This window comes from Sulfuritalea sp. (assembly GCF_017302275.1).
Classification (GTDB): domain Bacteria; phylum Pseudomonadota; class Gammaproteobacteria; order Burkholderiales; family Rhodocyclaceae; genus Sulfuritalea.
On the sequence record NZ_JAFLDR010000002.1, the window covers coordinates 165,389 to 184,557 of the forward strand.

16 protein-coding genes are annotated in these 19,169 nt (G+C 63.2%); 3 read left to right on the plus strand and 13 right to left on the minus strand.

The window, feature by feature from the left end:
- Positions 1-13: 13 nt before the first annotated feature.
- Genes J0M27_RS01800 through J0M27_RS01810 form a run of 3 tightly spaced genes read right to left on the minus strand, consistent with a single transcriptional unit; the run spans position 14 to position 4,697 of the window.
- Positions 14-1,069, minus strand: coding sequence for a 2-oxoacid:ferredoxin oxidoreductase subunit beta (locus tag J0M27_RS01800; protein ID WP_294986844.1), 1,056 nt, complete (start codon positions 1,067-1,069; stop codon positions 14-16).
- A complete protein-coding gene (locus J0M27_RS01805) occupies positions 1,066-2,907 on the minus strand; it encodes a 2-oxoacid:acceptor oxidoreductase subunit alpha (RefSeq protein ID WP_294986846.1) in 1,842 nt (613 codons plus the stop codon). Before J0M27_RS01805 ends, J0M27_RS01800 begins: the two co-directional genes overlap by 4 nt.
- 5 nt (positions 2,908-2,912) lie before the next feature.
- Complete coding sequence (locus tag J0M27_RS01810; RefSeq protein ID WP_294986848.1) at positions 2,913-4,697, minus strand: FAD-dependent oxidoreductase; 1,785 nt, start codon at positions 4,695-4,697, stop codon at positions 2,913-2,915.
- 224 nt (positions 4,698-4,921) lie between these two features.
- Here J0M27_RS01810 and J0M27_RS01815 point away from each other — a divergent pair, with 224 nt between their 5' ends.
- From J0M27_RS01815 to J0M27_RS01825, 3 genes are all read left to right on the plus strand, one after another.
- Entirely contained in the window at positions 4,922-5,641 is a 720-nt protein-coding gene (locus J0M27_RS01815) for an HAD-IA family hydrolase (protein ID WP_294986850.1), read from the plus strand.
- A gap of 79 nt (positions 5,642-5,720) precedes the next feature.
- The gene (locus tag J0M27_RS01820; RefSeq protein ID WP_294986852.1) at positions 5,721-6,917 is read left to right on the plus strand and encodes an HD domain-containing phosphohydrolase; all 1,197 of its coding nucleotides are present in this window, start codon (positions 5,721-5,723) and stop codon (positions 6,915-6,917) included.
- Positions 6,918-6,994: 77 nt separating this feature from the next.
- Positions 6,995-8,227 (plus strand): EAL domain-containing protein, encoded by a 1,233-nt coding sequence (locus J0M27_RS01825; protein ID WP_294986853.1) that lies wholly within the window; start codon positions 6,995-6,997, stop codon positions 8,225-8,227.
- Between the two features lie 21 nt (positions 8,228-8,248).
- On the opposite strand, the gene J0M27_RS01830 is transcribed toward J0M27_RS01825, so the two are convergent.
- The 10 genes from J0M27_RS01830 to J0M27_RS01875 form a co-directional block, all read right to left on the minus strand.
- Positions 8,249-9,292 (minus strand): 3-oxoacyl-ACP synthase, encoded by a 1,044-nt coding sequence (locus tag J0M27_RS01830; RefSeq protein ID WP_294986855.1) that lies wholly within the window; start codon positions 9,290-9,292, stop codon positions 8,249-8,251.
- 11 nt (positions 9,293-9,303) lie between these two features.
- Positions 9,304-10,182, minus strand: a complete 879-nt coding sequence (locus J0M27_RS01835; protein ID WP_294986857.1) for a MaoC/PaaZ C-terminal domain-containing protein — start codon at positions 10,180-10,182, stop codon at positions 9,304-9,306.
- Entirely contained in the window at positions 10,179-11,705 is a 1,527-nt protein-coding gene (locus J0M27_RS01840) for a long-chain fatty acid--CoA ligase (protein ID WP_294986859.1), read from the minus strand. Before J0M27_RS01840 ends, J0M27_RS01835 begins: the two co-directional genes overlap by 4 nt.
- A gap of 18 nt (positions 11,706-11,723) precedes the next feature.
- Positions 11,724-12,515, minus strand: coding sequence for an enoyl-CoA hydratase/isomerase family protein (locus tag J0M27_RS01845; RefSeq protein ID WP_294986861.1), 792 nt, complete (start codon positions 12,513-12,515; stop codon positions 11,724-11,726).
- A 197-nt stretch (positions 12,516-12,712) separates the two neighbouring features.
- Positions 12,713-14,044, minus strand: a complete 1,332-nt coding sequence (locus tag J0M27_RS01850) for an acetyl-CoA hydrolase/transferase C-terminal domain-containing protein (protein WP_294986863.1) — start codon at positions 14,042-14,044, stop codon at positions 12,713-12,715.
- A gap of 55 nt (positions 14,045-14,099) precedes the next feature.
- Positions 14,100-15,182 carry a branched-chain amino acid ABC transporter permease gene (locus J0M27_RS01855; protein ID WP_294986865.1) on the minus strand — a complete coding sequence of 361 codons (1,083 nt, stop codon included), beginning with the start codon at positions 15,180-15,182 and terminating at the stop codon, positions 14,100-14,102.
- Positions 15,183-15,189: 7 nt separating this feature from the next.
- Complete coding sequence (locus J0M27_RS01860) at positions 15,190-16,212, minus strand: branched-chain amino acid ABC transporter permease (protein WP_294986867.1); 1,023 nt, start codon at positions 16,210-16,212, stop codon at positions 15,190-15,192.
- A 9-nt stretch (positions 16,213-16,221) separates the two neighbouring features.
- Positions 16,222-16,956, minus strand: a complete 735-nt coding sequence (locus J0M27_RS01865) for an ABC transporter ATP-binding protein (protein WP_294986869.1) — start codon at positions 16,954-16,956, stop codon at positions 16,222-16,224.
- Positions 16,949-17,722: an ABC transporter ATP-binding protein gene (locus J0M27_RS01870; protein ID WP_294986871.1), complete on the minus strand. Its 774-nt coding sequence runs from the start codon at positions 17,720-17,722 to the stop codon at positions 16,949-16,951. The genes J0M27_RS01865 and J0M27_RS01870 overlap by 8 nt, the downstream gene beginning before the upstream one ends.
- A 69-nt stretch (positions 17,723-17,791) precedes the next feature.
- Positions 17,792-18,982, minus strand: a complete 1,191-nt coding sequence (locus tag J0M27_RS01875; protein ID WP_294986873.1) for a substrate-binding domain-containing protein — start codon at positions 18,980-18,982, stop codon at positions 17,792-17,794.
- Positions 18,983-19,169: the final 187 nt, after the last annotated feature.

The following is a 19,169-nucleotide window of genomic DNA, read 5'->3' on the forward strand; positions in this document are numbered from 1 at the left end:
CTCGTACGGCTGGCTAGCGCAGGGAGGCGTTGAGCGCGTCGAGCGCCTTGCTGCCGGGGCAGAGATAGGCGTCGCCAAGCTGGTTGAGCGGCTTCTCCACCGTATTCAGGTGGCGATGCATATCCTCGGCGCTGCTGTCGACGTAGATCAGGCCGGTGACGATTTCGCCCAGCGTCTGCCGCTCCTGCAGGTAGTTCATCGCGGCGACGCGGTCGGCCGGGTCGTAATCGACGGCCACCTTGCGCAACAGCAGGACCGAACCGTCGTGCTGCACCACGCGTCGAAGCGAGCCCGGGTTATAGCTGGTCTCGATCTTGTCGCGCGGAAGAATCACGTCGAGCCGATTCACCGCCTCGTTGTGCTCGCGCACGTAGTCGTAGCTCTTGGTCGACCCGGCGTGGTTGTTGAACGTGACGCAGGGACTGATGACATCGATGAAGGCCGGGCCGCGATGGCGCAGCGCTCCCTTGATCAGCGGCACCAGTTGCTCCTTGTCCCCGGAAAAGCTGCGCGCGACGAAGGTCGCGCCGAGCTGCAGCGACAGTGCCACGAGGTCGATCGGCGTGTCGCTGTTGACCACGCCACGCTTGTTCTTCGAGCCCTTGTCGGCGGTGGCCGAGAACTGGCCCTTGGTCAGGCCATAGACCCCATTGTTCTCGCAGATGTAGGCCATATTCACGCCGCGGCGCATGGCGTGGGCGAACTGGGCGATGCCGATCGAGGCGGAGTCGCCATCACCGGAGACGCCGAGGTAGATCAGGTCGCGGTTGGCCAGCGCGGCGCCGGTCAGCACCGACGGCATGCGACCGTGGGTGGTGTTGAATCCGTGCGAGGCACCGAGGAAATAGTCGGGCGTCTTCGACGAGCAGCCGATGCCGGAGAGCTTGGCCACCTTGTGTGGCTCGATGTCGAGGTCGAAGCAGGCCTGCACCACGGCCGCGGAGATCGAGTCGTGGCCACAGCCGGCGCACAGGGTCGAGATTGCACCCTCGTAGTCGCGTCGGGTGTAGCCGACGGCGTTGCGTGGCGCATCGGCGCGCAGCAGTTTGGGTTTGGCGAGATAGGTCATGAGGCCACCTGTTTGCGAAGGGGGGTCACCTTGTGCTCGGAGAGCGCATCGGCGATCCTGCCGGAAATGAAGCGGGCGGTGATCGGCGTGCCGTCGTAGTGCAGGACGCGGATCAGCTTCTTCGGATCGATTTCGCCTTCGGTCAGCAGCAGCATCCGCAACTGGCCGCTTTCGTTCTGCTCGATGACGAACACCACCTCGTGCTGGTCGATGAAGTCGATCACCTCGTCGGCGAACGGGAAGCCGCGCACGCGCAGGGTATCGACGTGGACGTCCTGCGCTTCGAGCAAGGTGGAGGCCTCGGCCATGGCCGGGCTGGTCGAACCGTAGTAGATCGCGCCGAAACGGGTGGGCTGCGATGCCGGCTTGATTACCGGAGCCGGCACCAGCTTCTTCGCCGTCTCCAGCTTGTGCCGCAGGCGCTCCATGTTATAGACATAGTCCGTGCCGGCCTCGCTGTACTTGGCGTAGGCGTTGCGCGTGGTGCCCCGGCTGAAGAAGGCGCCCTTGGTCGGGTGGGTGCCGGGAATCGTGCGCCAGGGGATGCCGTCGCCATCGACGTCGAGGTAGCGGCCGAAGTTCCTTCCGGCATCCAGCATTTCTGCCGTCATCACCTTGCCGCGATCGTAGCGCCGGCTGTCATCCCAGTCGAAGGGATGGCACAACCTGTCGTTCATGCCGATGTCGAGGTCGAGCAGGACGAACACCGGGGTCTGCAGCCGGTCGGCAAGGTCGAAGGCCTGGGCGCCGAGCGTGAAGCACTCGTAGGGATCCTCGGGAAACAGCAGCACATGCTTGGTATCGCCGTGCGAGGCGTAGGCGCAGGAGATCAGGTCGGACTGTTGCGTTCGCGTCGGCATGCCGGTAGAGGGACCGCCACGCTGGACATTGAAGACCACGACCGGCACTTCGGCGAAATAGGCGAGGCCAAAGAATTCCTGCATCAGCGATATGCCGGGGCCGGATGTCGCCGTAAATGCCCGCGCGCCGTTCCAGGCGGCGCCGATCACCATGCCGATCGAGGCCAATTCATCCTCGGCCTGGACGATGGCGTAGCGCGCCATGCCGTTGTCGGGGTCGGTGCGGTATTTGCGGCAATAACTGCTGAAGGCTTCGATCACCGAAGTCGACGGCGTGATCGGGTACCAGCCGGCCACCGTGGCGCCGCCATACACGGCACCGAGGCCACAGGCATTGTTGCCGTTGATGAAAATCTTGTCGCCGACGCCATCGGCACGCTCGACGCGCAGGCCGATCGGACACGGCAGATTGGCCCTGGCGTGGTCGTAGCCCAGCTTCAGGGCATTGACGTTGGCGCCGATCAGCTTGTCCTTGCCGCGATACTGGTCGGCGATCAGCTTTTCGACGACGCTGAAATCGATGCCGAGCAGGGCCGTCAGCGCGCCGACGTACATGATGTTCTTGAACAGCTGCCGCTGCCGCGCATCCGTGTATTCGCGGTTGCAGATTTCGGTGAGGGGGATGCCCAGCACCGTGATGTCCTCGCGGAAGCGCGAACGTGGCTGCGCCTTGGTCGAGTCGTAGAACAGATAGCCGCCGGGTTCGATCTCGGCGACATCGCGGTCCCAGGTCTGCGGGTTCATCGCCACCATCAGGTCGCAGCCGCCACGGCGGCCGAGCCAGCCGGCCGCCGAGACACGCATCTCGTACCAGGTCGGCATGCCCTGGATGTTGGAGGGGAAGATGTTGCGCGGCGCCACCGGCACGCCCATGCGCATGATGGCACGGGCGAACAGCTCGTTGGCCGAAGCCGAACCCGAGCCGTTGACGTTGGCGAACTTGATGACGAAATCGTTGCTGCTCTGAATTGGTTTCATGGCGCTCATGTCCTTTTCGCTTCCGTCCCTGCTTCAGCGCATTGCATGAAGAACTTCTGCATGTCCCAGGCGCCGGTGGGGCAGCGTTCGGCGCACATGCCGCAGTGCAGGCAAATATTCTCGTCCTTGACCATGACCCGCCCGGTCTTCAGTGTGTCCGAGACGTAGAGGGCCTGCTCACGATTCCGTGCCGGCGCCTTGAGCCGGTCGCGCAAGTCGTCCTCCTCGCCATTGCGGGTGAAGGTGATGCATTCCGTCGGGCAGATATCGACGCAGGCGTCGCATTCGATGCAGGTCTTGACGGTGAACACCGTCTCGATGTCGCAATTGAGGCAGCGCTCCGCCTCGGCGCAGGCCATGAAGGGGTCGAAGCCCATTTCGAGTTCGAGCTTGATGTCCTTGAGGGTCTTTGCCAGCGCCTTGACCGGCACCTTCTTGCGCTCTTCCTCCGAGACCTGGTTGTCGTAGCTCCACTCGTGGATGCCCATTTTCTGGCTGACCAGGTTGAACTCGGGCGGCGGCCGGTCGTCGAGCTTCTTGCCGCGGCAGAACAGGTCGATCGAGATCGCCGCCTCGTGGCCCTGGGCCGCGGCGGTGATGATGTTCTTTGGCCCCAGCGCCGCATCGCCGCCGAAGAACACCCTGGGCAGGGTCGACTGCAGGGTCTTCTCGTTCAGCACCGGCAAACCCCACTTGTCGAACTCGAGGCCGATGTCCTTTTCGATCCAGGGGAAGGCGTTCTCCTGGCCGATCGCCACCAGAACTTCGTCGCATTCGTGGAATTCGTCGGGCTCGCCGGTCGGGATCAGGCTGCGCCGACCCTTGGCATCGTATTCGGCGCGCACGATCTCGAACAGCACGCCGCTGAGCTTGCCGTTGTCATGACGGAATTCCTTGGGCACGCGCATGTTGAGAATGGGGATGCCTTCGTGGATGGCCTCCTCCTTCTCCCAAGGCGAGGCCTTCATTTCCTCGAAGCCGCTGCGCACAATGACCTTGACGTCGTCACCGCCCATCCGACGCGCCGAGCGGCAGCAGTCCATCGCGGTGTTGCCGCCGCCCAGGACGATGACGCGCTTCGCAATCTTTGTGGTGTGGCCGAAGGCCACATTGGCCAGCCAGTCGATGCCGATGTGAATGTGCTTGGCGGCTTCCTGGCGGCCCGGGATCGGCGCATCGCGCCCCTTTGGCGCGCCGGTGCCGACGAAGACCGCGTCCCAGTCGCCGGCCAGCAGTTCCTTGAGGCTGCCGACCCACTGGTTGTAGCGCGTTTCGACACCGAGGCCGGTGATGTAGCCGCACTCCTCGTCGATGACCTCGTCGGGCAGGCGGAACTTCGGAATCTGGCTGCGCATCATGCCGCCCGGGGCTGCGCCGTTGTCGAATACCGTAATCTGGTAACCGAGCACTGCCAGGTCGCGCGCCACGGTCAACGAAGCTGGACCGGCACCGACGCAGGCGATGCGCTTGCCGTTGCTATTTGCCGGCAGCGGCAGGCGGCCGGTGATGTCTTCCTTGAGGTCAGCCGCTACGCGCTTCAAGCGGCAGATCGCGACCGGTTCCTTGTCGACGCGTCCGCGCCTGCAGGCGGGTTCGCAGGGGCGGTCGCATACACGACCCAGAACTCCCGGAAAAACGTTCGAACGCCAATTGATCATGTAGGCATCCGAATAACGACCTGCGGCTATGAGGCGGATGTACTCCGGAACGGGGGTGTGGGCCGGACAGGCCCACTGGCAATCCACGACTTTGTGAAAATAGTCGTGGCCGCCGATGTTCGTCGGTTTCACGGGCGCACGGTCTCCAATGGCGGGGTAAGGCGACGGGGTCGTCGGAAGATATAGGGAGATAAAAAAAATCGCCGACGGTACGTCGGGTGCACTCTAGCATTCTCAGGGCTAAAGAGAAATCGCTGCGCCGCCGCATCCAAAAAAACACCGCCGAGCCCTACCCTCGCAAGCAAGAAATCGTTTAGTCTTTACCCCTCCTGTAACGTCTGGCAGTTTTTTTCATCATGGCACTGCGCGCACTTATTTTCGACGTCGACGGTACCCTGGCCAATACCGAACGCGACGGTCATCGCCCTGCGTTCAATGCGGCCTTCGCCGAAGTCGGGTTGCCGTGGCACTGGGACGAAGCCTTTTACGGCACCCTCCTGGATGTTGCCGGCGGACTGGAAAGAATCCGCCACTTTGCCCGCCAGCATGATCCGGCAACCTGCGCCCGCCCGGACTTCGAAGAATTGCTGCAGCGCATCCACGACATCAAGACGCGAAACTACCAACGCCTGCTCGCGGCGGGAGCCATCCCGTTGCGTGCCGACATCGGGCAACTCATTTGCGACGCGCGCACAGAAGGCGTGCGCCTGGCGATCGCTTCCAGTTCGAAACTGGGAAACGTGGTGGGGCTGTTGCGGGCCAATCTCGGACCGAATGCCGACACGTGGTTCGACGCGATCGCGTCCGGCAGCGTAGCGGCGGCCAAGAAGCCTTCGCCGGACATCTATCTGTGGACCCTGAAACAGCTCAATCTCCCGCCGCGCGATTGCCTCGCCGTCGAAGACTCGGCCCATGGCTTGGCAGCGACACTGGCGGCGGGAATCCCGACGGTGATTACCATGAGCGACTACACCATCAACGAGAATTTCGACGGAGCGCGCATGGTCCTCCATGCAACTGAACAGATTACGCTGGACAAGCTGAGGCTGTGGCATGCAACCGCCAGCACGTCCTGAGCTTCAATCGTCGCTTCGCTTGCCCCCTGGGCCCGTCGAAGCCAGAATTCAACCCTATTCCTGACACCGAGCTAGACGCATGGAACTTCGAGAAGTAGCTGTCGACCAGTTAACCTTTGGGGTGTACGTCTCCAAGCTGGATCGGCCATGGACAGAGACGCCATTCGTGTTTCAGGGCTTCGTCCTGAAAAGCGACAAGCAGCTCGATGTCCTCAAGAAATACTGCAAGCATGTTTTCATTGACCCGGAAAAGGAAGAGCGACAGGTTGTCGGCCGGGTGACCGCCGAGGATCTGGCAAAGGTCCGCGGCACGACGGTTTACAAGGAGATCGCCAGCGTCGAGGCGGAAATGCCCAAGGCGGAAAACGCCTTTGCCAAGACCACCGTCGTCGTCGCCGAGCTGTCGAAAGCCGTAGAGATCGGTAGTTCGATCGATAGCGCGCGCTCGCACGAAGCCGCCGCGCAGATTACCGAGAGCGTGGTACGCAATCCGGATGCCATGGCACTGCTCATCAAACTGCAGGAGAAAAGTGGCGAAACCCTGAGTCGCGCGGTCGGAATTTCGGTAATGATGACCATTTTCGGACGCTTCCTCCAATTGCCGCAGGATCGCATCCTGATGCTGGGCATGCTCGGGTTGCTGCAGGATGTCGGCAAGCTGAAGCTGCCCACCCAACTCGCCACCAGCGGGCCGGCCAACGAGGCCGAGACCGAGCTGTATCGGACCCACGTCAATCACTCGGTTCGCATCCTCAGCGATACCGCCGGCCTGCCGCCGGAGCTCCCCGGCCTGGCCTCGTTGCACCACGAGCGCTTCGACGGCACCGGCTATCCGCGCGGATTGCGTGGCGACGCGATCGCCTTGCCCGGGCTGATCGCCGGCATTGTCGATACCTTCGACACGCTGACCGCACCCAAGCCGTTCGGCGAAAACATGTCCCCGGCAAACGCGCTCAGTCTCATTTACAAGGAACGTGGAAGGCAGTTCCATCCAGCGTTGGTCGAACAGTTCATCCAGTGCATCGGCGTATACCCTGTCGGTGGGGTGGTCGAACTCAACAGCGGCGAAGTCGCGATCGTGGTCGCCCAGAACATGGTGCGTCGCATGCAGCCGCGCATCATGGTGGTCAAGGATGCCAAGGGCAACCCGATGGTGCCTTACAAGATGCTCGACCTGATGAAGGAACCCAAGGTCCGCCCCGACGAACCGTACCGGATACTGCGCTCGCTCGAGTACAACTCGGTCAAGATCGATCCGCGCGAGCTGTTTCTGTGAGTGGTGCCGACTCCGAAGGATCGGCTGACGGATCGCGTGATCCATTCGCAGCGGAGCCAGTCGCTTTTCTCGAATACTTGCGCGGCAAGCTCGCGGCACGACAGGGCGATTCCGGCAACCTAGGCATCCTGATCGTCGACTGCGGACTCATCGGCCGGATCGATGCCGTTTGGGGTTATCACGTCGGCGATGCCGTTCGCAGTCGCGTCAGTTCTTTGCTCTGCGCAGAAGTGCTTCGCCCGGGCGATTTCGTCGGATCCATGGGGCGCGACGACTTCGCCTGCGTCCTGTCGAAGGTGGATGACCCGGCGGTAGCGGTACTTGCAGCAAGGAAAACCCTGCGTGTGCTGGGTGCCCCGTTCTGGATCGGCGAAGAGGAAATCTTTGCCAGTCCAGCCATCGGCATCGCCGTATTTCCAGAGCATGGCGACCAGGCGGAAGTGCTGTTGCAGCGGGCCAAGAGCGCCTGTGCTCTGGCCAGAACCTTGCCTGGGCTGGTCGCTGACTATGCTGAGGACCGAAACAATTCGGCCGAGTCGGAGCTGCTGCAGGAGAATCGCCTACGCACCGCGGTCTCGGAAAACGCGCTGGAACTGGTGTTTCAACCGCAGTACGACTTGCGCCTCGGACAAGTCATGGGTGCGGAAGCCTTGTTGCGCTGGCAAGACCCGGCCGCCGGCCTGATTTCGGCGGAACAGGCTTTCGCCGCCGCCGACTCGGCGGGCATGGTGACCGGCCTGGTTTCATCCATCCTGAATCGCGCCCTGCGCAACGTATCCGAATTTCGCTACAGTGCCGGGCTCGACTTGCGCATCGGCGTCAGGCTTCCGGCCAGCGTGCTGTGCCACCCCGAGTTGCTGGATGTAGTGCAGCGTTCGCTCGGCACCTGGAGCCGGCGCCCGGGAACATTGATCCTCGGTATCGGCGATACCAAGGTGCTGCACAGCGATCCAGTCGCGCGGGAGACCCTGGGTCGATTGCGCGAACTGGGGGTGAAGCTCTCGATCGACGACCACGGCATGACCATGGAATCGTTGTTCCAACTCGCTGCGATGCCGTTCCAGGAGATCAAGCTCGACGTTTCGGCGGCGGGCGACCTTGCGGTCACGCCGAAGTCCGACCGCATCCTCCAGTCGATCATAGAACTCGCACACCAGTTAAGGCTGGCGGTGGTCGCCGTCGGGGTCACCGACGATGCGGCAGCGGCGCGGCTCAAGGAACTGCGCTGCGACTACATGCAGGCCGATTTCAAGGGTCCGGCGCTTGATCCGGTGCATTTCGTCGAACGCTTCGGCTTCAGCGAAGGCTGAGGCCTCGGCGAGGGTTTCCCATCAGGCAATCGGCCCCCAGCGGATCACAGTGGCACCCCAGACATAACCGATTCCGGCGGCGATGGCGACCATCAGATCGCCATCCTTGAGCCTTCCTTGCTGCAGGCCTTCGTGGATCGACAGCATCAGGTCAACCTGGCCGAGGTGGCCGTAATTCTCCAGGTAAACCGACTGCTCTGTCCTCAGCCCGAGAGTCTCCAGCAGGCTGGCATGCATCGAGCGCTTGAAGTGCAGCACGTTCAGGAAGTCGATGTCGGCCCGCGTCGCCCCGCTCTTCTCAAGCGCCTTGTCGATGCAGGCCAGCCAGTTCGGCATCGAAACTTCGTTGAGGCGAGTCTTCATGTGCTCGGGTTCGAAAACACGCAGGCTGAGGTTGCCGCGCGCGCGCAGCGCCGCGAGTTCCGCTTCCGGCAGGGTTTCGATCGGATGTTCACAGCCGCCGTACCAGACGCCGACGTCGCGCGCCAGCGAGCCGTCGGTGATGATGTGCGAGCCCAGCACCCGGTTGCGCCCGAGGTCGCGGCGCAGGAGCAAGGCACCGGCGCCGGCGGCGAGGTCGAACATGAAGGACACGGCCGAATCGCGGAAATCGATCAGGTCGCCGTTGCGGTAGCCGCCGACGATCATCACCGTGGCGATGTCCGGATCGGCGATCAGCATGTCCTTGGCGATCTTGATCGCCGCCACGCTGGTGTTGCAGCGCTGCTGTATGTCTATGCCCCAGGCGCGGTGGGCGCCGATGCGCTCCTGGATGTAGATGGCCGAGGTGGTCAGCGGATATTCCTTCCACTCCTCGCCCATGCACAGGATCAGGTCTATCTCCAGCGGATCGATGCCGGTTCGCGCGATGGCGTCCAGCGCGGCACGGGCGCCCATCTCCTGGGTGCCGTCGGCGGGACCCGGGATGCTCTTGCGCACGATGCCAAGCTTGTCGCGTACCGCCTGTTCGCTCCAGGTGCCTCCGGTGGCTGCGGCGATGTCCGCCGCGCTCATGCAGCTTTCCGGCAGGTAGAAGCCGTAGCCGAGGATTCCAACATCGTTCATGACTACTCCGTTCATGCCCCGATTTTGCTTTCGAGCTTGTTTTCCAGATTCCGCACCAGCACCAGCGCCTCGCCGTCGCAAACCAGGCGGCCGTCGGCGGCACAAACGCGGGTGGACAGGTTGACCAGCTCCTTCGCCGCGCGCAGGCGCGTGATGGTCACCGTCGAGGTCAAGGCCTCGCCGGGATGGGCGGCCGAGGGATAGCGCAATTGCTGCTTCATCCAGCCCGTGCCGCGCCCGGGCAGGCGGGTGCCGAGCAGGTCGGAGAACATGCCTGCCAGCAGCGGCCAGGGCACGATGCGGCGTTTGAAGCCGCGCGCCGCGGCTTCGAGGTCGTCGCGGAAGATCGGGTTGCGGTCGCCGGTGAGGTCGCCGTACTCGTCGAGGTCGGCGTTGGCGAAGCTGCGCGTGGTGCTCGCGCTCATGCCGGGGCGCAGGCCGTAGAGCTCGGCATCGCCCTCCTCCGCCGGAAGCGGCGCGGGTGCCACTACACGCAAAGGCGCGGCGGGCGCCACCACGCGACAGCGGCCCGCAGCCGTGGGAAGCGCCGTGCCGCCAGCGCCGACTTTCGTGATTTCGGTGACGATGTCCAGCAGGCCTTCTGCTTCCGCTTCCAGCCGCAAGTCGACATGGATGCGATCGCCGACATACGTGGCATTCGGAAACATCAGGCTTTGTTCCAGTTGCACCACCCCCGGTCCGACCTGTTCCGCCAGCGCCTTGCAGATGCAGCTGTAGAGCATCATGCCGTGGGCCACGGTGGCGCCGAAATGGCTCCTGGCGGCGAAGTCCGGGTCGCAGTGGATCGGATTGTCGTCGTGGCTGAGCCGCGCGAAGCGGTCGAAATCCGTTTGCAGCAGGACGCGCTGGGTGGTGCTGGGCAGTGTCATGCCTGGTCTCCGAATTCGGCACGCAACCTGGGCTTGTCCACTTTGCCGGCGGCGTTGCGTGCCAGCGCCGGGACGAACTGAACCTGCTTCGGTGCCTTGAAGGCGGCCAGCTTCTGCTTGCAGTAGGCGATGACCTGCTCCTCGCTGACCTGCGCACCCGGCTTGAGGGCAACGATGGCCTTGCCGACCTCGCCCCACCTGGCGTCGTGGATGCCTATCACCGCGGCCTCGGCCACGCCTTCGATCTGGAAGATCACGTTCTCGACTTCCGCCGGGTAGACGTTTTCGCCGCCCGAGATGTACATGTCCTTGGAGCGGTCCACCACGTAGAAGTCGCCGTCGTCGTCGAAGTAGACGATGTCGCCGGTGCACAGCCAGCCGTCCTCGTAGGACTTGGCTGTGGCCTCGGGGTTGTTCCAGTAGCCCGGTGAGATGGCCGGTCCGCGCAAGAGCATTTCGCCGCGCTGGTTGGTACCCAGCGGCTGTCGGGTCTGGGTATCGACCACCTTGGCCTCGACGAACATCACCGGCTTGCCGACCGTGCCCACCTTGCGGCGCGCCGTATCCTCGTCAGTAAGGAAGACCGTGGGTCCGGTTTCGGTCATGCCGAAACCGAAGCAGATGGTGACGCCCTTGGCCAGGTACGCTTCGAGCAGCACCCTGGGCACCGGGGCGCCGCCGGCCGCCCAGCTGCGCACCCGCGAAAAGTCGGCGCTGGCGAAACGGGGATGCTGACTGAGGAACAGGTAGATGGCGGGCACGCCGAACATCACGGTGGCCTCCGTCTCCAGCAGCTCCATGGTCTTGTCCACGTCGAACTGGCGCATGATCAGCGTGGTGGCGCCGAGCATCAGCAGGCAGTTCATGTAGAGATTGAGGCCGCCGGTGTGGAAATAGGGCAAGACCGAGAGCATCACGTCGTCGCGCCGCAGGCTGGCGTGGATGGTGTTGGTCAGCGTGTTGGTGACGTTCATGCCCCAGGTCTGCGGCACCCCCTTGGGTTTGCCCGTGCTGCCGGCGGTGTAGAGCAGGTACCAGACGTCGTTGTGTTCGCGCCAGGGCATTTCCACCGTGGAACCGGACATTTCCGCCAGGGCGCTCTCGTAGCCGGCGACCCGTGGCCGTGCGGCACCGGTCACCATGCGATTCCCGATCTTAAGGGCATCGACCAGGGCCGTCCCGGCGGCATCGAACTCCTCGCCCCAGACCAGCGCAACCGGCTGTGCATCGCCGAGCACACCCTTGAGTTCGTCGACCGAAAGCCGCCAGTTGAGGCAGATCACCACCGCACCGATCTTGCCGCAACCGTAGAGCATCTCGACGTAGTCGGAGGAACTGTGCGCCAGCAAAGCCACCCGGTCGCCGGGCTTGATCTGCCAGCGATCGCGCAGGAACTCGGCGAAGCGGCTGGCCCGCTCGTTGAGCCGGGAATAGCTGACGCGACGGCCGCTGTGGAGGTCCACCAGGGCGGTCTTGGCGGGGAACTGGCGCGCGTGTTTTACGAGGTAATCGGGTACTTGCATGGCGTCCTCCTGTTCGTCCTAGGGTTCGGTTGCATCGGGATAGTCCTGGAACCGGCGCAGGAAATCATCGACGCCGGCCTGCGCCTGCGGCGTGGCTATCAGTTCGAGGAAGTACTTGCGCTCTGCTTCGAGCTCGGCCGCCAGGCGTTCACGGTCGCCGCGCAGCAGGGACTTGGCGGCGCGCATGGTGCCGGCGGGATAGGCGGCGATCTTGTGTGCTGCTGCGGCGGCGGCCTCCTGCAATTTCTCGGCGGCAACCACTTCGTTGGCCAAGCCCCAGGCCACGGCTTCCTCGGCGCGGATGGTGCGATTGAGCAGCAGCGCGCCAGCTGCCCGGCGCTGCCCGGCGAGGCGGCCGACCAGCGCGGTCCAGCCGCCGTCGGGACCGAAGCCAGCCGTGGCGTAATGGGCCTTGAACGCCGCCTCCGGAGCCAGGTAGACCAGGTCGGCGGCCAGCACCAGTCCGATCGAGCCGCCGGTGACGACGCCATGCACGGCGGCCACCACGGGTTGCGGCAGGTCGACCAGGGCCAGGATGGTTTCGTTCAGCTTGCCCACCAGGCCCGAGGAATAGGCAAGCAGTTCGCCCGCGCGTTCGCGCTGGAAACGCCGCATGTCGCCACCGATGGAGAATGCTGGCCCGTCGGCGGCCAGCACCACCGTGGCGCAATCGGGGGAACGCGCAATATCTTCCAGGGCGCCGAGCAAGTCGTCGAGCAACTCGGGCACCAGCGCGTTTTGCATGTCTGGACGGGCCAGCACCAGTCGCACCACGCCGGCGCCGAGCGTCTCGATGCGAACCAGGCTCATGGCTGCTCCCATGATGCAATGACGCCAATCATGATTCGGTTCCCGAGGCTAACGGAAGGCGGCGCTCGGCGATTTTGGCAAGAGCCGGGCGAAGCGAGCTGAAAAGTAGCCCCCCGTGAGGGGGGATGGGGGGGCGGGCCATCATTTCGCCTTTAGCGTGTTTCATCTTCCGCGGGTGGAGCGAGCCGTCATTAGCGTTAGATGTAGCCCAGTTTCTCCGCTTCTTCCTGCAGGCCGGCGCGGAAGTCCGGGTGCGCAATTGAAATCAGCCGTCGGGCCCGCTCGTTGACCGGCGCACCGCGCAGGCGCACGGCACCGTATTCAGTGACGACAAAATCGACGTTGGCCCGATGCAGCGTCACTGCGGCGCCCGACGCCAGCATGGGTGCTATCTTCGACGCTGTCTTGCGCGTGCCGTCGGGCTGTTTCACCTCGGCCGTCGAATACAGCGCGATGAAGGACTTGCCGCCCTCGGACATCTGGGCGCCGATCGCCGTGTCCGATTGTCCGCCGGTACCGGAATACTGACGATGGCCAATCGACTCGGAACAGACCTGGCCGGTCAGGTCGACCTCCAGCGTGGTGTTGATCGACACCTGCTTGTGGTTGCGGGCGATCACGTAGGGATTGTTCACCCAGGAGCCGCGCATCAGGGCCAGCCCGGGATTGTGCTCGAGGAAGTCATAGAGCTTCTTCGTGCCCAGGGCGAAGGCCGCCACCATCTTGCCGCGCATGATGCCTTTGTCCAGGCTGCGCGGCGCGCGCGCGATGACGCCGGCTTCGAACAGGTCCACCATGCCGTCGGTCAGCATTTCGGTATGGATCGCGAGGTCCTTCTTGTGCAGCAGTTCGCCGGCGACCGCGTTGGGGATGCCGCCGATGCCGAGTTGCATGGTCGAACCGTCCTCGATGTGCTCGGCGATAAAGCTGCCGATTTTCCGGTCGCGCTCCTCGGTCTCGGGTGCGGGCAGTTCGAACGGCGCCGAGGAATGCTCGACGAGGTAATCCACCTGGTCGATGTGGATCACGGTGTCGCCCCAGACGTAGGGCACCTGTTCGTTGATCTCGAGGATCACGATGTCCGCCGCGTCCATCAGTTCCCGTTCGTAGACCACCGAGAAGGCCAGAGAGACGTAGCCGAAGCGGTCCGGTGGGGTGCAGGTCCCGATGAAGACGGTCGGCTTGCGGAACAGGACACGGTCCATGGCCGCGGAATGCAGGTGGTTGGGCACGTAGAAGGAGGTACGCGCCTCGGCCGCCGCCTTGCGGATGCCGGCCGAATAGAACCAGGCGTGGTGCTCGATGTGGCCCCGCATCGCCGGGTCCATGAACCACTTGAACGGACGCATGGGCAGGCAGGTCGATACGGCCACGTTGGTGACCCGCGGCGCGATGGTGTGCAACTGGTCGAGCAGGCCGTTCGGCTCCGCGGCACCGAGCGCGCAGACGATGCAGTCGTCGGACTTGATCTTCGACAGCGCCTGTTCGACGCTGATCAGCTTGTTTCCGTAGTCGAATCCGCTGCCCATGATGGCAATCCCTCCATGAATGATGTCCGCTCACGCATGGCTGCCGGAGCCCCGATCAGGGCTTGCGTTGAGACCTGGCCTGTGCCCCCGCGCGCAACTTGCCGACGATGCCGGCGGGAAAGAAATAAACCGAGAGTACAAACAGCACGCCCAGCCACAACAGCCAGCGGTCGGGATGAAACAGGTTGGCCAGCAAGGGAATGCCGACCATTGCAGCCGACGCTTCCTTCATCAGAACCTGCAGATAGTTCTGCATCAGGATGAACAGCGCCGAACCGATCACCGCGCCATAAACGGTTCCCATTCCGCCGATCACCACGATCAGCAGGATGTCGGTCATGACCTCGAACGAGAGCATGGTCTTCGGCCCGACGTAGCGCAACCAGAGTGCCATCAGGACACCAGCCAAGGTTGCGATCAGGGCGCCAAGGCAATTCGCCAGGGTGCGATAGATCACGGTGCGATAGCCCAGTGCCTCGGCGCGAAAATCGTTTTCACGGATGGCCTGGAGCACCCGGCCAAAAGGTGAATTCACGATGCGCAGCATGAAGAGGAACAGCGCCAGCGCCGAGAAGAACACCAGGTAATAGGTGATCAGTTTGCCATCGAGCGCACGCCCGAAGAATTCACCCTCCAAAAGGTGGAAGCCCGGCTGCAGCAGGTCCGGCACCTTGAAAGTGCGGCCGTCCTCGCCGCCGGTGTAGTCGGACAGCTGCGATGCCAGCACCGCAAAAGCGGCCGCCACCGCCAGCGTGATCATGGCGTAGAAGATCGCCCGTACCCGCAGGGAAAATAGTCCGATAACCAGCGCCAGTAGCAGCGACACGACCAGGGCCGCGCTAGTCCCGACCAGCACCGCCGACCAGGTCGGGCCCATGCCATGCAAGGCGAGGCCGACGCCGTAAGCGCCGATGCCGTAGAACATGGTGTGGGCGAATGAAACTATGCCGGTATAGCCGAGCAGCAGGTCGTAGGAGGCGACCAGCACGATGAAAACACAGATGGTCGCCGCGACATTCAGCGAGCGCGCGCCATGAAACAGGAAGGGTGCCAAGGCCAGACCGACGAGAACCGCGAGCAGCATCGCCGAGAGCAGGCGGCTGCGTGGCAGGTCACCGGAGAGCAGATTGTTCATCATGGTTCGCTCAGCGCTTCGCGACTGGATACAGGCCCTGCGGACGCCAGAGCAGGACCGTCACCATCAGCAGGATGTCGGATACCAGCGCAACCTTGGGCGCCAGAAAGCCGGCATAGTTGGCCACCAGCGCCACCAGCATGGCGCCGATGAAGCAGCCGCCGACCGAACCGAGGCCGCCGATGATGATGACGATGAACACCAGCACCGTCATCTCGCCGCCGATGGCCGCGGTCAGGGTTTCCTTGTACATGCCCCACAACACGCCGCCGAGGCCGGCCAGCGCCGAGCCGGCCATGAACACGCCGACGAACAGGCGGCGGATGCGGTAGCCGAGCGCTTCCACCATTTCGCCGTTTTCGACTCCGGCACGAATCAGCAAACCGACCTTGGTCCGGTTGAGTACAAGGAACATCGTGACGAAGACCGTCAGGCCGACGCCGACGGCAATCAGCCGGTATTTTTCCAGAGCGGCGTCGCCGATGATGAAAGCACCGCGGAAGGTACTCGGCAGTTGCAGCGGAATCTGCTCGGCGCCCCATATGACGTGGATCAGTTGTTCGGCGACGATCATGCCGCCCATGGTGATCAGTATCTGCTTCAGGTGCAGGCCATACACCGGGCGGATGATGATGCGCTCGAAGGCCCAGCCCAGCAGGCCGGTGACAAGCATGGCCAGCAGGATGGCCATGCCCACCACGGAAAGATTCATCCAGACCGATTCGGTCTCCACCCAGCCCTTCATGGGCAGCAGGACCAGCGTAGCGGTGAAGGCGCCCACCGAGACGAAAGCACCATGGCCGAAATTGAGCACATCCATCAGGCCGAAGATCAGCGTCAGGCCGCTGGCCATCATGAATACCATCATGCCCATCGCCAGGCCCGCCACCGTTAGCGTCACCCAGGTCGGGAAGCTGCCCACCAGCGGCAGCATCAGCAGGGCCAGCATCGGCACCAGCAGCAGCGGCACCACGTCCACTCTGACTTTGGCCAGCGGCGAATCCTGAGTCACGGGATGCGGGATGGTTGTCATGGTCTCACCCTATTGATGGGAATCCAGGGAAAGCCCCAGCAACCTGTGCTGAAGTTCCTGGTCGCCCGCGAGATCGGCCATCGCGCCGGAATGGACGATGCGCCCACCGTCCATCACCGCCACGGTATCGCCCAAGGCGCAGACGAAGCTGAAATTCTGTTCCACCAGCAGGATGGTTTCGGTCCGCTTGAGTTCGCGGAAAGCCGCGACCATGCCCTGGATAATGGCCGGCGCCAAGCCCTTGGTCGGTTCGTCTATCAGGATCAGCTTGCGCGGCTCGACGATGGCACGGGCGATCGCCACCATCTGTTTTTGCCCACCGGACAGCGTGCCTGCGGGCTGGTTCCAGAACTTCTTCAGCGCGTCGAAAAAACCGAAGATCCATTCCAGGCGCGCCTCGTCCATCTGATCCGCCTTTTTCACGCTGCGCGCGGCCAAAAACAGGTTTTCACGCACCGTGAGATCTGAAAAGATGCCCATGCTTTCCGGCACATACGAAATGCCTGCACAGGCGATGTCTGGCGTGCGGGTCTGAGTGATGTCTTCATCCGCAAACCGGACCGTGCCGCGCGACGCATGCCAGAGGCCCATGATGGTTCGCAGCGTGGTGGTCTTGCCCGCACCATTGCGGCCGAGCAGTACCGTGATGCCGCCTTTGGGTACCGCCAGATCCACGCCTTGCAGGATGTGGTACTGGCCGATATGGGTATGCACCCCATCGAGCTGCAGAAGTGGCTCAGACATGGTCGGCCATTCCCGTGCCCAGATAGGCTTCCTGCACGATCGGCGAGGCCATCACCTCGGCCGGGTCGCCGTCCGCCACCAGATAGCCGTTGTGCAGCACGATGATGCGGTCCGCCAGCGAACGCACCACGTCCATCTTGTGCTCCACGAGCAAAATCGTCTTGTCACCCTTGATCTTGATGTGGCGAATCAGGTCCAGTACCACCGGCACTTCGTCAACGCTCATCCCGGCGGTGGGCTCGTCGAACATGAAGATCTCCGGCTCGAGGGCCAGCAGGATGGCGATTTCAAGCTTGCGCTTGTCTCCGTGGGAAAGGGCCGAAGCAAGTTCCAGCCGCCGCTCGTACAGGGCGGTGGAACGCAGAAAATGCTCCGCCTTGTCGATCAAGCCGCGGTGGCCAGCCCACATCGAAGTCATGTTCAGCCCCATGCCGGCGCGCCCTTGTACCGCCAGCCGCACATTTTCCAGGACGGTCAGGTTGGGGAACAGATTGGTCAGTTGAAACGCACGGCCGATGCCGCGTTTGGTCCGCTGCGGCGCCCCCAGATGGGTCACATCTTCCCCATGCAAACGCACTGTGCCGGAGGTCGGCGGGAACTGGCCCGACATCAGATTGAAATAGGTCGTCTTGCCGGCGCCATTCGGGCCGACGATCGCCGTAAGCGTTCCCGGACGGAACTCGCAACTCACGTTATTGACCGCGACGTGGCCGCCGAAGCGAATGCTCAGGCCGTGGGTCGAAAGCACGGGTTGCTGGCTATTCATCGAAATGTTTCCGCGCGAGGATTCATCCGGTGGGCCAGAACGAACCCACCGGACAGAGCGAACAAAGGATCAGCGCTTGTTGCGAATCGGCAGCGGCAGTTCGGACGCCGGGAATTCGCGCACTAGTTCCAGCAGGTCCCATTCGTTGGCCTGTACCTTCTTGATGCGGAAATGGAACATCGGCTGCAATGCCTGGTGATCGTCCTTGCGGAAGGTCATCTTGCCCTTGGGCGTGTCGAACTCCATGCCTTCCATGGTGGCGATGAGCTTCTCCGTATCGCTCGATCCCGCCTTGGTCAGTGCGGTGTAGACAGCACTGGCCGCGGCAAACCCGCCCGCAGTGAAGAAATCCGGCGGCTGCTTGAGGCGCTTCTGGTTCTCCGCCACCAGCCAGTCGTTCATCGCGTTCTTCGGGAAGGCGTAGTAGTAGTAGATGCTGCCTTCCATGCCGACCAGGTTCTTCCAGCCCTTCAGCACCGGCAGGATGTTGCCGCCCGCGGCGAGCTCGATGCCATAGCGTTCGGGCTTCATGTCGGCGATCTTGGTCAGCGGATTGGCGCCGGCCCAGTAAATGGACAGGATCTTGCGGCCCGGCTTGTCCTTGAGCGCGTCGAAGATCCGCTGCGCCGAGGCGGTGAAATCGGTGGCGGTCTGCGGCGCATATTCCTCATGGACCACCTTGGCCTTGCTCTTTACTGCGGCCAGCGAATCCTTGAAGGCCTTGATGCCATCGCGACCGAAAGCATAGTCCTGGGCCAGGAAGGCAACGCTGGCCTCGCCCATCAGGGCTGCCGCGGCAGCCAGGCCGTCCTGTGACGAGTTGCGCCCGGTGCGGAAGATGTAGCGGTTCCACTTGTCACCCGTAATCGCGTCGGCCACCGCAGGCTCGACCACCAGCACCTTCTTGTACTCCTCGGCCACCGGCAGCATGGCCAGCGCCGCCCCGGATGAAGTCGTGCCAACGGCGATGTCCACCTTGTCGTCGCCGAAGGCCTCCGCCAGGGCTGCCTTGGCCAAGTCCGGTTTGCCCTGGTCGTCCTTGACGATCACTTTGACCTTGCGGCCATTGATCATCATGCTGCCCTTGGTCAGGTACTCGAGACCCATCATGAAACCGAGCTCGGTTTCCTTGGCGTAGGCTTCGAGAGCCCCGGTCTTGCCCGCGATAAGGGCGATCTTCAGTTCCTGCGCGCTGACCGGTGCGGTCAGGGTGACGGCCGCTGCCGCCAAGCTTGCAATAGCCAGTGACTTGAGTTTCATCTCGGGTCCTCCGTTCGTGGTTTGACTCCCCGGGGGAAACGGGGTCGAAACCCCACACGCAGAAACCGTGCCAAGCCTGTGATAGACGGGAAACTCATCTAGATGACCCAGAACCCGATAAGCATTCAGCTGCTTAGCTGTCCGGTTTTCCGGACAAATTAGCAGCAACCAGGGCATTTACCAAATA